At 66.9% G+C, this 13,676-nt stretch carries 14 protein-coding genes; 11 read left to right on the forward strand and 3 right to left on the reverse strand.

What is annotated here, in order from left to right; all coding sequences use genetic code 11:
- Positions 1-222: 222 nt before the first annotated feature.
- The 4 genes from EDD34_RS04585 to EDD34_RS04600 all read left to right on the forward strand — a co-directional run bounded on the left by EDD34_RS04585 (position 223) and on the right by EDD34_RS04600 (position 3,820).
- Positions 223-564, forward strand: coding sequence for a hypothetical protein (locus tag EDD34_RS04585; protein ID WP_123813518.1), 342 nt, complete (start codon positions 223-225; stop codon positions 562-564).
- Positions 565-2,016: 1,452 nt separating this feature from the next.
- Positions 2,017-2,553: a hypothetical protein gene (locus tag EDD34_RS04590; RefSeq protein ID WP_123813519.1), complete on the forward strand. Its 537-nt coding sequence runs from the start codon at positions 2,017-2,019 to the stop codon at positions 2,551-2,553.
- A gap of 30 nt (positions 2,554-2,583) precedes the next feature.
- Positions 2,584-3,336, forward strand: coding sequence for a DUF2625 family protein (locus EDD34_RS04595; RefSeq protein ID WP_123813520.1), 753 nt, complete (start codon positions 2,584-2,586; stop codon positions 3,334-3,336).
- Between the two features lie 40 nt (positions 3,337-3,376).
- Positions 3,377-3,820 (forward strand): DUF4262 domain-containing protein, encoded by a 444-nt coding sequence (locus EDD34_RS04600; protein ID WP_170176970.1) that lies wholly within the window; start codon positions 3,377-3,379, stop codon positions 3,818-3,820.
- Positions 3,821-4,208: 388 nt separating this feature from the next.
- On the opposite strand, the gene EDD34_RS04605 is transcribed toward EDD34_RS04600, so the two are convergent.
- On the reverse strand, positions 4,209-6,395 hold the full coding sequence (locus EDD34_RS04605; RefSeq protein WP_123813522.1) for a TerD family protein: 2,187 nt from the start codon (positions 6,393-6,395) through the stop codon (positions 4,209-4,211).
- A gap of 26 nt (positions 6,396-6,421) precedes the next feature.
- Between EDD34_RS04605 and EDD34_RS04610 the strand changes: the two genes are divergently transcribed.
- Together EDD34_RS04610 and EDD34_RS04615 are read left to right on the forward strand one after the other, a co-directional pair.
- Positions 6,422-6,622 (forward strand): hypothetical protein, encoded by a 201-nt coding sequence (locus EDD34_RS04610; protein ID WP_123813523.1) that lies wholly within the window; start codon positions 6,422-6,424, stop codon positions 6,620-6,622.
- Positions 6,623-6,842: 220 nt separating this feature from the next.
- Complete coding sequence (locus EDD34_RS04615) at positions 6,843-7,268, forward strand: hypothetical protein (RefSeq protein WP_123813524.1); 426 nt, start codon at positions 6,843-6,845, stop codon at positions 7,266-7,268.
- A gap of 337 nt (positions 7,269-7,605) precedes the next feature.
- Here the strand turns inward: EDD34_RS04615 and EDD34_RS04620 are convergent, their stop codons facing one another.
- Complete coding sequence (locus EDD34_RS04620) at positions 7,606-8,241, reverse strand: flavin reductase family protein (protein WP_123813525.1); 636 nt, start codon at positions 8,239-8,241, stop codon at positions 7,606-7,608.
- A 206-nt stretch (positions 8,242-8,447) separates the two neighbouring features.
- Here EDD34_RS04620 and EDD34_RS04625 point away from each other — a divergent pair, with 206 nt between their 5' ends.
- The 4 genes from EDD34_RS04625 to EDD34_RS04640 all read left to right on the forward strand — a co-directional run bounded on the left by EDD34_RS04625 (position 8,448) and on the right by EDD34_RS04640 (position 12,893).
- Complete coding sequence (locus tag EDD34_RS04625) at positions 8,448-9,674, forward strand: sulfotransferase family protein (RefSeq protein WP_246012185.1); 1,227 nt, start codon at positions 8,448-8,450, stop codon at positions 9,672-9,674.
- A gap of 82 nt (positions 9,675-9,756) precedes the next feature.
- The gene (locus EDD34_RS04630) at positions 9,757-10,821 is read left to right on the forward strand and encodes a protein kinase family protein (protein WP_123813527.1); all 1,065 of its coding nucleotides are present in this window, start codon (positions 9,757-9,759) and stop codon (positions 10,819-10,821) included.
- A gap of 146 nt (positions 10,822-10,967) precedes the next feature.
- Positions 10,968-12,185, forward strand: coding sequence for a Fic family protein (locus EDD34_RS04635; protein ID WP_246012186.1), 1,218 nt, complete (start codon positions 10,968-10,970; stop codon positions 12,183-12,185).
- 66 nt (positions 12,186-12,251) lie between these two features.
- Positions 12,252-12,893, forward strand: coding sequence for a DUF4291 domain-containing protein (locus tag EDD34_RS04640; protein WP_123813528.1), 642 nt, complete (start codon positions 12,252-12,254; stop codon positions 12,891-12,893).
- A gap of 46 nt (positions 12,894-12,939) precedes the next feature.
- On the opposite strand, the gene EDD34_RS04645 is transcribed toward EDD34_RS04640, so the two are convergent.
- Positions 12,940-13,227, reverse strand: coding sequence for a hypothetical protein (locus EDD34_RS04645; protein ID WP_123813529.1), 288 nt, complete (start codon positions 13,225-13,227; stop codon positions 12,940-12,942).
- A 74-nt stretch (positions 13,228-13,301) separates the two neighbouring features.
- Between EDD34_RS04645 and EDD34_RS04650 the strand changes: the two genes are divergently transcribed.
- Positions 13,302-13,601: a hypothetical protein gene (locus EDD34_RS04650; RefSeq protein WP_123813530.1), complete on the forward strand. Its 300-nt coding sequence runs from the start codon at positions 13,302-13,304 to the stop codon at positions 13,599-13,601.
- The last annotated feature ends 75 nt before the right edge of the window (positions 13,602-13,676 follow it).

The following is a 13,676-nucleotide window of genomic DNA, read 5'->3' on the forward strand; positions in this document are numbered from 1 at the left end:
AGTGCGACGTGGGGGAGGAGACGCGGGTGGAGAGGGAACGGGCGGAGATCGGGGAGGACTGGCCGGTGTGAGGTCTGGCGGTAGGCCTGCGTCGTCACGGCCCAACGTGCCCGGATCCAGTGGAGCCGCACGATGTCGACGGACCTCCCAGCATGGGGCAGGCCTAGCGGTTGGGCCGATGTGGCATGGTCCCAGGTGTCGCGGCCGGGCAGAATGTGCCGTGTGGAGCACCTGGTTGACCTGGATGTCCTTGCCTACCGGCTCCAACCGGCCATCGAGGAGTGGAAGCGCTGGGCGACGGTCGGCCCGCTGACTTGGCGTGACGAGCATGCGTCGTGGCCACAGCCGATCACCCTCGACCGCTCAAGCGTGCGCGTCCCGGAGTCGCTCGGGCTCACGTTGCGAAGGGGCGATGACGTGTTCGAAGCCGTGGTCTGGACAGGTGGATGGGCCGACGTCGGCTTCCTGCTCGACGACGAGGTCTACACCTTCTGCCCCGAGTTCCGGGGCGTGGACGGCGCCTATGAGGCGGTGGTGAAGGACGTCTACGACTTCCTCGCGTAGGAGGGCGTCGTCCTCCGTGTGTTTGCGGCAATGCTCGGTGTCCGAGATGGTCGTAACGCTGTGCGGGCTGTGGCACTATCGCCGAATGGCCAGAGGCTCACAGAACGGGACGGTGGAGTCGCGTTGGACCACCGCTCGGATCGTGTTCGCTTTGCTGGTGACCGTGGTCGGCTTGGCGGTGGGTACCTCGTCGGGTCTGGACGATGCCGAGGGGATCGCTGCTTCTCTGCTGGCATGGCTGTCTTTTGTGGCGGGGAGCCTGGCTCCAGCAGCGCCGACCCGTGGTGGTCGGGCAAACACGCTCAGCACGGCGGGAACCTGCAGGTCCTGACCGGCCCGGACGGCTACCCCGAGTGGGTCGCCCCGATCGAACCGGGCACGACGGGCGACATCGTCGCCGCCCGCACTCACGTGCTGCCGTTCCTGTACCCGGCCGCCGCGGCCGGGCTGCCCACCCTGACCGAAAGGGCTACGAGGGCGCCGGGATCGGCATCATCGTGCCGTTCAAAGGCACCAACCTAGGTGCCACAGATCAACTTAGCCAAAACCTAAGGTCCCCCGCTCGCAATCGAACGCGCATTGCCGAAAGTTGGAGCATAATCCACTGGACGGATGACCAATGCCGCCCTGTGAACACGTCGACATCGCTTATCGCGTTTAGCGCGCGAGCAGACAGGCACGGGTCCATCAGAAATTGGCGCAAGGAGCGATAGACCGAGTCGCTTGCAACTGTCCTATTGATGCGAGCAGAATGCCCAATGCACGTGACCGCGAGTTCGCGAATCAGGGTGCTCCCTCGCCTGGCGCAACAGAAAACCCTCAAGCCACACAACATTCGTTTCGCAATAGGTCAATTCGAGGAGGGAATCTGCTGCAATAGCCGCATCTTCATCGCAAATGCGATTGACCATCGCGCACCGGTCATCACGCCTCCACGGGTTACTCACCGAATCTTTCCCTTGCGCGTAACATATCCGGCCTTAGTGAGTGCGCTCTGCTGCTTCCGACCAAGAAAAGACCAATCCCGCAGTTCACAGACATGCGCCCCGTCCCACAGACGTGCCGACGGTCCTCGACACAGCCACCTCACACCGAAGAACGAGGTGAGAAAACCTCAGTGGATCACCGGTCGCTGGCCGTTCCGCCTTCAGGACGTGCTGCAGGGCGTCGCTGACCATGGCGGCGTCGGCGCCGTTCGTCACCCATGCCGTCCACCTCAGGAGCGGCTTCCAATCCGGCTTCCGTACGCGATCATCCACTCCCGGGAAGGTAGTACAGATCCAGGGGCTCTGATCACAGGCGAGCGGAGATCCGCCGTGACTCGCTCCTTGTGCAGCAGAATTGGCGCGATGACATCACGAAACATGAGGTCGTACCAACCTGCTCGTTAGGTGGTGTTGGGCCGCGTCGAATGTGCTGCAGGGATCGCGACCACGAGGTGGGGGACATCGCATGGGGCAGGGGGACACATATGTCCCCCAAGTGCCCTGCGTGGCGGTCGCCGTAGACTGCCGCATCGTGGTGACGGACATCTACGGCGGTATCGAGGTTCGGCACCCAGGCGCTGGCACCGACTGGTACGACGGCGAGCCATGGGTCAAGGCCATGGATCTCTACCCGCTGCTGGGTGACGCCTCGTGGGTCGGCTGGAGCGAACTCGCCCGGCTCGATCTGGACGGCCCGTTCGGACACGTTGTGGGGTACCTGGAGTCGAACGACGGATCGTCGACGTACCTGACGCGGCTGCTCTCGCACGGTTGGCGTCCGGAAACGGTCGTCTTTGCCGGTCCTGACGCCGAGCGGGCCGCGGCTCAGCCATCCAGGCCAGCCACGTGGACGCATGACGGCTTCACGTACTGGTACCGGCCGGTGACGCTTGCCCGCTACTTCGGCGCCGGCACGCCATGGGGTCACGTCCTCACCGTCATGCGGGCACTGGCCGGCAGGTTCGGGGACGACGGCGTCCGCCTCGTTGCCGCGTTCGACTGACTGTTCCGCCGTGCGGCCTACGATCGGGCCATGCGACTGTTCGAGAATCTGGCATCGCCGCAGCAACCCGCGTGGCCCGAGCTCCAACGGCTCGTCGGCGAGGCGTCGGTGACGGCCGAGATCCTTGCGCCTGACGCCGTGACCGGCCGTCGGACGCTCGAACAGCTCCAGGTCACGACCGGATCGTTCCTTGGAGCCGTCGTGGTGCACACGGGTGGCCTCGTGATCGACCACGGTTGGCTGCGCGTGTACGGAAGCCCGTCGTCGGACGCACCGGACCACATGATCGGTATGGCCGCGGTGAACGCCTTCCCGCCTTCGCCCGAGGCTTCCTGGTTCCCCACACACGGGCTCGTCGTTGCCCACGACGCTCTCGGCGGCACGTTCGTCCTCAACGGACACGACCCCGGGGCCGTTGCCAGGCCCGGGAATCCGGGCGAGATGATCTACCTCGCACCCGACACACTGCAGTGGGAGCCACTCGAGGCCGGCTACGCCGCTTGGCTCACGTGGGCGCTCGACGGCGGCCTGGACGATTTCACCGAGGGGCTTCGGTGGAACGGGTGGGAGGCCGAGACGCGTGGGCTTGCTGGTGATCACGGGCTGACCTTCTTCCCGCCCCTGTGGTCCACAGAAGCTCACGAGGAGCTCGCTGCCACCAGCCGCGCCGTCGTACCCATGGCGGAACTTGTTGGAGCCGCTCGGTCGACCGCCGTGCAGATCGACGGCGTCGACCCTGGTCCACTCGGATCGTTCGACGGTCAACCGGCTGATGCGCGGTGACGGCCGCGCCGGGCGCAGTGGCGGACACGAGGAGGCTGCTGTGACCGGCGATTTCGAGTCGAAGCTCGTCGAGGATGTCGAGGCTCGTGGTTTCAGCTCGGTCTGGGTTTTCGACGACGAGGAAGGTCTTCCGGATTTCGCGTACACCGTAGGTCTGTCCTTCTCATGCCGGCATCCAGAGCTGGTGGTGGTTGGTCTGCCATACCGAGCCTCGGTCGGGATTCTCCACGAGGCGGCCGGCCGGGCTGTCGAGGGGACGGAGCTGCGGGTGGGGGACCGCGTTCAGGATGTTGCTCTGGGTTTCGACGTGCTCATCGGCTCTGTTGACCGCGGGTTCATGGAAGCGAACATGCGCCAGGCCGCCGGATTCGCCGGCGGGTCCAGCCGAGGCGCTCGACAGATTCTGTGGCCGGACCGTCGTGGCATATTCCCCGGCGAGCCCGGCTTCGACTCACGCCTTGCGGGGCGTCAAGACCTGCGTTGACCCCGCCGGTGCCAGTTCGAGGATCGGCGGCGGCTCTCGGCGGGTGCGGGTGGTCGTCGACCACTCGCGGCGAACGCCGCCAGGGAGACCGACCACCGTTCGATCGGGCGTGCGCTCGCCGTGCTCACCGCGACGCTCATTCTGCTCACCGGATGTTCGTCGACGGGCAAGTTCGCAGGCGTGGGGAACGTCCTGATGGCCGTCGGATCGACCGTCGTCGTAGTACTCCTGATCGTTGCTGGTCCCGTTGTCGTGCTGGTCCGACGGAACCTCAGGAAGAAGGCGCGCCGAGGCGCGCCTTCTTGATGGCGAGGAAGGCGGCGTCGCTACGGCCAGAGAGGGATGTAGAAGGAAGCGGCGCCATGGCCTCGGCGTCAGAAGCATATCGTCAGGCGGGCACAAGATCGGTCAGGTTCGCGGGCGTGACAACGGTGCAGCCGCCCATGCGACCCTCGGGGGTTTCGAGGCCGATCAGCAGCGCGGCGTCGTCGGTCGCCAAGGGGCGCCGTCGTTCGACGGGCGTACCGCCTGTCTCATGGATCGCGAGAAGATCGGCAACGTTCAGGTATCTCCGGGCCAGCACGCTCTGAACCAGCCGCGATGTCGTCGCAGAGTTGCCCTCGACAGTGTTGAAGTTGGGTTCCCCACGCAGGTTGAGATGCAGCCAGATGCACTCCCACCCGTCGTCGGACTTCTGGAACAGCATCGGCAGGGAGACGTTGCCGTGTCCGGCCAGGTCCGACTTGGTGCGGACGGTCGCCGGCTCGAAGGGCAGGCCCTTCTGGCTCGGCGTGCGCACCATGAAGCCGGTGAAGGCTTCTGCCGCATCCTCGAAACCCTCGCCGGAGTACCTGTTGACCTGCGGAACGAGCACGGCGGCACGGACCTCGGCGAGGTTCACGTCGATGAACTCCGAGGCGCCGTCGGGCGCCTCGGTGATGTCGCCCGAATGGCGGAAGCCCTTGCCGTTCAGACTCGTCCACGACGACTGGCCTGTGGTGGTCAAGGCGGCGTCCAGCATCTCGCACGACAGGTCGTAGTCCGTCGTGTGCTGCGCCTCGCGCCAATGAGTGAAGAAGCGGACCGTGTCGCCGTCGACGGCGATGCGTGATCCTCGTGGCAGGGTGCCCATGCCACCGGCTTTCATGCGGCCGGACAACGGGAGAGCGACCCGGAGCATGTCGGGGTCCACGACGATCCGCTGGTGCTGGGGGAGTCGGCGTCGGACCTCGTCGTCGCACAGCCGGATCAGTGCGGCGATGGTGTCCGCGTCGAGGCGCCGTCGGGCGTCCGGTGTGGACCACGGACGCCCTGACCGGTTGACGAAGAGGCGCGGCGCGGAACTGCCCTCCTGCCGGTTCGTCAGGTGCTCGCGAAGGGACAGGGCCACCCGCCCCGCGACGTCGGGCAAAGCCCGTTCGACGGCGGCGATGATCGCGGCTCGGTCCGCCTCCGATGCCGCGGCTCGCAGCAGGCGATCGACGGCGCGCACCAGCATGCCGGGCGCGATGGCGAGCGTGTCGAGGACGCGTGTCGTGTCCGACGTCGCGAAGACGCGTTCGACCCGAGCCGTCAGCGTGTCCGGCGCCGGTTCGGTACCGCGTGCGACGGCGAACACCCGCGCGGCGTGCGGCCACTGCGGGTACTGGCCGGCGTGCAGGCGCTCGCCGAGGCGCTTCCAGCGCTCACGGTGGCGCGCGACGTCGGACAGCTTGCGCTCGTCGTCCCGCACGACGTCGTCCAGCGCCTCCAGCAGGAGCCTTCGCCACGGTCGTGGGAAGGACCGCAGGCGCGTGGGCTCGGCCAGTGTCGGATCGCCGTCCGAGAGGGCGCATGCGAGTCGCAGCACGTCGGTCACCGTCGTGACTGCAGGCGGCGTGAGATTCTCCACCCGCACGCGGTTGAGGGTCGCCAGCGTGTCGCGCATCGGGACCTCGCCGATCACGAGACCGTCGCCGTCGGCCGAGGAGTCGTAGCGATGCCGGGCCAGGTGCAGCAACGCCGCTCGGTCCTCGTCGTTCAGGGGGACGGTGCTTGCGGCGAGTCGGCGCAACAGCCGATCAGCCTCAGCTGCCACCGGGTCTCCGGCGTGCAGCACCGTCAGTCGGTCGGTGAGACCGGGCTCGAACTTCTCGTGCTCGGCCAGCATTTCTTCGTACGAGTGCTGGTAGCGGCCGTAGGAAGGCAGCGCCAGCAGGTTCAGGACCCCCGAGCGTCGCGGGTTGGCGTCCGACCTCGCGAACTGACGGTCCTCCATCGCCTTGCGCAGACACGACAGCCAGAACTCGACGGTGTCCGGAACGTCGTGCGGGAAGGACGTGAAGTACGCGTTGTGGCGCACGTGGTCACCGACGGATCGCCGCACCGCGGTCAGTGTGGTGTCCACCAGCGTTGCCGCTTCGTCGGGTTTCATTGCTCCTACGGCGCGCAGCAGATCGGACGACGCCTTGAAGCCGGCTGACATCAGCGCCACGTCGAACTGACGCGCCAGTGCTGCCGCGTCGCCCTGCCCCGAGATGGGGACGGGCACGCGTGCCGACTTGACGATGATGATCTCTTCCACGCTCTCGAACACGGGCTGCATCCTTCCACCAAAGCGGCGTGAGACCGCGGGCGGTCCGGTCGATCGTTCGAGTTGGCTCGATCGAGATCCCTTCGGGTTCGGTCGCCGACGCGCAGGACGCGTCGAGCCTGACGTATGCGGTGCGGAGCAGGAGTGCGGATCCTGACCACGAGGCCGTCGAGGCCGGTGCCATCCCTGACATCGACTACTGGGCCGTCTACGCGGTCGCGGTCCCTTGATCGAGGCATTAGAAACCGGCGAAGTTGCGTGACATTGCGGACTGTGGTCGATGTTTGATGACGCGTAGCATCGCAGGCGTCCCAGCGACCGAACGGACGGGCATCAGGCCGGGGCGACTGATGTCGGACCTCGTCAGCCTAGGATGAGGCGATGAAGAGCGGGACGTCTGGTTGACTTTGCTCCGACAACGGGAAGTGCTCTAGAAGGATGAAATTCCCTATGCTGAGCACCGGATTCACGGTGTTCCTTGCAGTTGGATTCCTGTTCGGGACCCTTGGCCTTCTCGGCGTGCAGTATGTTGCGAGTCAGCCGTCAGTGCTGATCACTGTGGTGCTTGGGGTCAGTGGCGGCGTTCTCTCCTTATCCGTTGCTCTGCGGTTGCGTATCGTTCCCGTCCAGGGCGGGGGCGTGGTGGTGCATCACTTTCCTCGCGGTTCAGACTTTGTTCCACCAGGTGCCATTGTGAGTCTGGTTCCGGATTCACATGACTACCTCTGGTTCTTGAGTCTCTGGGTTCCCGTGATCCACGAGGAGGAGAGGGCACACACACTGACGGCCTGGGGGCAATACACCTTCTTGGGCGGCAGATGGTTCGTCGGGCGGCGTGTTCAGATCCTTCAGACATGGCTGCGCGAGGGTGGGTGAATCCGTCAGGCCGCGGTCACGGCTGCCTGCTGCCTGCTGGATAGACCGGCAACCTGCTTCGGTCTGTCGTGCCGTCGCCGCAGTGCGACACCGTCTCCGGCTGGTCAGGCTTTCCGGTAGCCGTCAGGACAAGGTGCAGGAACGGCGTTGGCCGACCTGGCAGCGCGCCACGGGCCGGCGATCTACGATCCGCAAGGAGACGAGGTCACTCAGGCTGGGCGGCCTCGGCTCCGGGTGGGGTCGCGCCTGCCAGCGGGCGAGTCCTCCCGGCGGGCTGGATGACGGCATCGCTGCACGCGAGCGGCTGTGAACGGACGGTGGCGCCCCGGTCGGCCGGTCAGCCCGTGACGGTCTCCGCGTGCGGCATCTCCCAGGCCTCGGCGAGCCGCGACGACCGGACCTGGGCGCCGCCGCCGAAGAACTCGCAGAACTTCATGATGAGCGGGTCCCAGCCCACCGGGTCGACGTACTGGGTGCCGGGGATGACCAGGTCGTCCGCGACGTGGCTGCGCAGGACGCGGACGTGAAAGGTGGTCACGCCCGAGTCTGCGGTGCCGAGTGGCGCCTCCGCCACGACGGCGCCCTCGAGCTGGATCGGGCACTCTGCCACCCGCGGCGCTCCGACCAGCTCCGACGCTTGCTCTGACAGTCCCGCGTGGCCGAACTTGTCGGGGACGAACGAGTATCCCATCGCCGTCTTCCGAGGAGACACGTGAGGGCTCCCGGTCGTGAGCGCGAGCCGGTCCACGACGTCGACCATCGACGCCGGCACGAGATTGAGCACGCACTCCCGCTCGCGGCGCAGGTTCTCCGCGGTCCGGGCGGAGTTCCCGAATCCCAGCACGCAATAGCCGTTGAGCCACCACGCGGAGGACATCGGGGCCAGGTTCGCCGATCCGTCCGGGTTGCGCGTCGCGACGAGGAGGACGGGCGTGCCGAAGTACATGACCTTGAGGTCGATCGTCTGGTGCATGGCGACCAGGTTGCCCAGGCGCGGCCGACGGATCTGGCGTGAATCGGTCGTGGCATCGTCGCCGCAGGTGAGAGGCGTCCGCGCTCGTGCGCGGTGGGGGACGGCAGGTGTTCGACAGATGTGCCGGATTGCGGCAAGGTTCACTCACGTCGGAGCCGTTCTCGCTGGTGATGAGCGGACCGCCTGCCCGCGAGCGAAGGGATGTCGTGAGCCGCACCACGCGCGCCGCCAAGTTCGTCAACACCGTTTTCGGTCCTGCGCTGCGGGGCCGGGAGGATCCGTCGGCGGCGTGGGCCAAGGCCGTCGCCCGGGCCGAACAGGCGGCCGGTTCCGCGGATCCGGAGTTCGCCGCCGGTCTCGGTGCCGTTGTCGCCGGTGTGGCCGAGATTCCCCGGCTGTCGCCCCTGGGCTGGACCCTCGCCCTCACCACGCTCCAGGAGAGGTACGCCAACCGGCTGCGGATCAACTCCCTCCTTGCCGCCCGCCCCGAGATCGCCGGCGAGCCGATCGAACGCCCGGTGTTCGTGCTGGGGCTCCCGCGTACGGCGACCACTCTGACTCATCGGTTGCTGGCCGCCTCACCCGAGCATCGTGGTCCGCTCCTGTGGGAGATGGGGTATACCAGCCTGGAGGATCCGGCCGTCGCCGCCCGGCAGATCAAGCGGCTCGACCTGGGCAGCCGCGTGACGACCGCGCTGTTCGCCCCGGAACTGAAGCACCAGCACCCGACCGCCGCCGGACAGCCGGAGGAGTCGATGTGGCTGCTACCGCACGGCTTCTGGCAGGCGCAGTTCGGCGTCATGCCGTCCTACGCCGCCTGGCTCGCGGGGCGCGGCGAGGCCGGGTCGGTCGGCGACTTCAAGCACCTGAAGCGAGGGCTGCAGGTACTCCAGCATGGTCGTGAGCACCGGCGCTGGATCCTGAAGTTCCCGCATCACCTGAACGACATGTCCACCATCATGAAGGTGTTCCCGGACGCGACGTTCGTGTGGACGCATCGCGACCCGGCCGCCGTCGTCGGCTCGACGTGCAGCCTCGTGGAGACCGCCTGGTCGCTCTACCAGACCGATCCGGACCGGCAGGAGATCGGGCGGTTCGTACTGGACATGCTGCTCACGATGGTGACCAACGGCCTGGATTCGCGGCTCAGCCTGCCGCCGTCCGCCATCGTGGACGTGCCCTACCACCGGCTGAGCGCCGATCCGCACACCGAGGTGCCGCGGGTGTACTCAGGGATCGGGGCATCGTGGACGACAACCGATCAAGCGCGGCTCGACACCGCGCTCGCGCGCCCTGCGGGCAGCCGCCCGCACCGATACGACCTGACCGACTACGGGCTGTCCCCGGAGGGAATCACCGACGCGTTCACCCCCTACCTGGGCCTGCTGCGAACGTTCGACACGCCCGACGCCGAACCCACGGCCGAGCTGTGACAGCACCTGGCACGGCGGCCTCCCGGGACGACGCCGTCCCCTCCGGCGGGGGCGGCCGGAGGCGCAAGTGACGAGCTCTGACATGTCCCGCGGTGCTCGCCTGGCCGCGCACGGAGCCGTGTCCACCGCGCTGTCGCTGTGCGGCGATCCCAGGCTGGCCGAACTCGTGGACACCGGCACCCCGATCGGCACCGGGATCGGCGGGAGGACCGTCCTGCTGGAGGTCGAAGGAACCCCGGTCTTCGTCAAGCAGGTGCGCCTGACCGATCTCGAGCGACGGGCGGAGAACGTTCGCTCCACGGCGAACCTGTTCGAGCTGCCGCTCTTCTGCCACTACGGCGTCGGCAGCATCGGCGGCCCCGGGTTCGGAGCCTGGCGGGAACTGGCCGCGCACAGCATGACGACGAACTGGGTGATCGCGGGAGACCACGACGGCTTCCCCCTGATGCACCACTGGCAGGTGCTACCGGACTCCGGACAGCCGCTCCCCGAGGAACTGGCCGACGTCGAACACGCCGTCGCCTACTGGGGAGACGGACCGGGGATACGGCACCGGATCGAGGCCGTACGAGACTCCACGGCGAGCATCGTGCTGTTCCTGGAGTACATCCCGCAGAACCTGCACGACTGGCTGGACGTCCAGGTCCAGGCCGGTGACGAGGCCGCCGAGCGGGCCTGCGCCATGGTGGACCGCGAACTGCGCGACGGCGTCTCGTTCATGAACGCCCGCGGGCTCCTCCACTTCGACGCCCACTTCCAGAACATCCTCACCGACGGCCGGCGGCTCTACTTCGCCGACTACGGTCTCGCGATCTCCTCCCGCTTCGAGCTCGCGCCGAACGAGGCCGCCTTCTTCGAGGAACACCGTGGCTACGACCGCGGCTACGCCGCCACGCACCTGGTGAACTGGCTGGCCGTCGCGCTGTACGGGTACGGGCCCGACGAACGCCGGGAGTTCGTGCGCGCCTGCGCCCAGGGGGCGTCCCCGGAGGGTGTACCGGCGGCGCTCGCGGACGTGATGGTCCGTGACGCGCCGGTCGCCGCGGTGATGGGGGACTTCTATCGCAGGTTCCAGCGTGAGAGTCGGACGACGCCGTACCCGTCGGAAGCGCTTCGTCGTCGTGCCCAGAGGTTCGTCGATCACTGATCGGCTCGCTCCTTAGTTCAGGCCCACTGCACGAAGGGCCCCGGCGCCCTGACAGCGAATGGTCCTTCCGGCGGCACGGCATCGTGGTGTGACATGCGCACCACGCTTAGTAACGCTTATCTAAGAAGTGTTACTAAGATGGTGGCGTGGTCACACTTCCGGTGAGGGTGCCCGAGATGGGTTACGAGGAGCACGTCTGGCGCGCCGAGCCCGACGGGCTGCACGGTCGTGCCCGCGTCGCGGCCGCCAGCGGGCGGTATTTGTCGACCCTGACTCCGTCGATCGCGCAGTACGTGCCGAGCCTGCCAACGGACCTTGCCGCGGACGCCGAGGAGGCGACCGCGGCCCTCGCGCAGTTCGACGCCTACGCTCGCTCGGTGCTCGGAGCGGACAGTCCGACGTTAGGACCGATGTCATCGATCCTTCTCCGCACCGAGTCGACGTCGTCCTCCCAGATCGAGAACCTGACGGTGGGCGCACGGCAACTCGCCTTGGCTGAGATCGACCAATCGACGTCGCAGAACGCCAAGGTCGTCGTCGCCAACGTACGTGCCATGGAGGCCGCACTCGACCTCGCCGAGCGCCTCGACACCAGCGCGATCCTCACGATGCAGCGCGTACTGCTGGAGGCGCAGCCCGGCTTCGAGGACCACGCCGGTCGCTACCGCGACGGCCTCGTGTGGGTCGGTTCCAATGGACTGACGCCGATCGGGGCCAGCCACATCGCGCCACAAGCCGAGCGCGTTCCCGCCGCGATGGACGATCTGGTGGCGTTCATGCGTCGCGACGACATGCCCGTTCTCGTGCAGGCCGCTATCGCGCACGCCCAGTTCGAGACGATCCACCCGTTCGCCGATGGCAACGGCCGCACCGGGCGCGCCATGGTGCACGCCCTGCTGAGGTCCAAGAGGGTGTTGATCAGTACCACAGCACCCATTTCCGCCGGACTCCTGCGCGACACCGAAAGCTACTTCCGTGCGCTCGGGGCGTACCGCGACGGCGACGCACGGCCGATCATCGAAGGCTTCGGCGACGCAAGCAGGTTCGCTGCCTCCTCCGGGGCGCAGTTGGTCGACGAACTCGCCGAGCAGGTGGAATGGTCCCGTGACCAGATGTCCGGCGTGCGGAAAGACGCCGGCGCATGGAGGGTGCTGCCGCACCTGGTCGCGCACCCGGTGGTGAACGCGAACTTCCTGATCGAGCAGATGGGCATGAACGGCATGGGTGCCCAGCGTGCGCTCGGCCAGCTGGTTGACGCAGGGGTGCTGGAGGAACGTACCGGCATGCAGCGCAATCGGGTTTACCAGCACATCGGTGTCATCCAGGTGTTGGACGTCTATGCGCAGCGCCTGCGGCGGGGCTGAGCCTCCTGGGAGGGCACGCGGAATTGCCTCGTGCCCGCGCGTGTACCGCTGCTACGTTCCGTGAACGTGTCCGTTCAAGAGCCCCCGGCGCCTCGCCCGGCCCGTGAGGTGCGTGCGGTGTTCGACGCGGAGTCGATCACGGTCTATCAGGCGTACCCTCCGCCGATCGCGAATGCCGCGCTGAAGGCCGGCACGTTTGTGGCGCCGTTCAAGCGGGAGCGGATGACGTGGATCAAGCCGTCGTTCACGTGGATGATGTACCGCTGTGGGTGGGCGACCAAGCCCGGCCAGGAACGCGTTCTGGCGATCCGCATCACGCGGGACGGATGGCATGAGGCGCTCGCCGGCGCCTGCCTGAGCCATTTCGACCGCACCGTGTACGACGACGCCGTGGCCTGGGAACTGCGCAAGAAGACCACCGCGGTGCGCGTGCAGTGGGACCCGGAACGGACGGCGTCGGGCACGGCGCTGGCGTATCGCTCGCTCCAGGTAGGGCTGAGCGGGTACGCCGTCGACCGGTACGTGAACGAGTGGATCGTCGACCTGCGGGACATCACCGAGGAGGTGTACGAACTGCACCGGGCCGTGCGCGACGGCGAGGACGTTGCCGCGCTGCTGCCGCCGGAGCGGCCGTATCCGTTGCCCGACGACGTCGCGGCGACGATCGGCGCGAGCGATGCCCATGTGTCGGTGGGGAGCAAGACGTGACGCTCGGCCGAGTTCGCCGGCGGATGCCCTGGCAGCTCCAGGGTCGCTAGCCCTCGTCGTGTGCTTCCCAGAACAGGCGGCCCCAGTCCGGGACGAGGTGCTTGTTGCTCAGCCTCGACGACGTCGCGACCGACCGGCCGTCTGACAGGCCCTTCTGGTATTCGGACAGGATCGCGCGCTCGGATGGCTCTCCTTCGGCAGGAGCCAGGAGAGGTGCTGCTGCCCGCGGCTTGAACCGGTGAGGAAAACGCTCGGCAAGGCGTGGCAATCGGGCGCGGGTGGCATCGGCGTCGTGCAGGATCGACGGCTCGTCCGTCGGTCGGCTGTCGGGCATGACCGCCTGACGTTCTGAGTGGTGAACTTGGAGTTCATGGAATGGCAAATAGAAAAGATCTGGATACTCCCTGGTTGCGTGAGCAGTTTATCGACGTTCTTCGGACGATGGGTGATGCTTCATTCGCGGAAGCTGCAGCGCAAGGGAGTAATGACGAGCTGGTTTACGATATTTTGGATTTTTTCGACGACTCTGGTGTTCTCGACAACCCAGAAGGCATGGTTGGCCACTTAATATACGTTGACGAGGTCAAGTCGGTGCGACGGCTGGCTGTACTAGTGGAGGAAGTAGTTGGGAACTCATCCCTTGAAGCGTGGAAGGCTTTGAGTCCGTTTTCCTCGGATCTTGCGGCCAGGTTGGTAGATAGAAGATGACTGCCAGGCTTCATCTGTCAGTATGTCAATCGGTACCTGTGCCCCGTTGGTCGAGCGGGCCGAAGGAAGGCCCTG

The organism is Myceligenerans xiligouense (assembly GCF_003814695.1).
Classification (GTDB): domain Bacteria; phylum Actinomycetota; class Actinomycetes; order Actinomycetales; family Cellulomonadaceae; genus Myceligenerans; species Myceligenerans xiligouense.

Coding starts and splice junctions, on each gene's coding strand:
- EDD34_RS04590 (WP_123813519.1), top strand. CDS start 2,017: ATGGGGCAGGGGGACACATATGTCCCCCAAGTGCCCTGCGTGGCGGTC.
- EDD34_RS04645 (WP_123813529.1), bottom strand. CDS start 13,227: ATGCCCGACAGCCGACCGACGGACGAGCCGTCGATCCTGCACGACGCC.
- EDD34_RS04630 (WP_123813527.1), top strand. CDS start 9,757: ATGTCCCGCGGTGCTCGCCTGGCCGCGCACGGAGCCGTGTCCACCGCG.
- EDD34_RS04615 (WP_123813524.1), top strand. CDS start 6,843: ATGCTGAGCACCGGATTCACGGTGTTCCTTGCAGTTGGATTCCTGTTC.
- EDD34_RS04620 (WP_123813525.1), bottom strand. CDS start 8,241: ATGCACCAGACGATCGACCTCAAGGTCATGTACTTCGGCACGCCCGTC.
- EDD34_RS04595 (WP_123813520.1), top strand. CDS start 2,584: ATGCGACTGTTCGAGAATCTGGCATCGCCGCAGCAACCCGCGTGGCCC.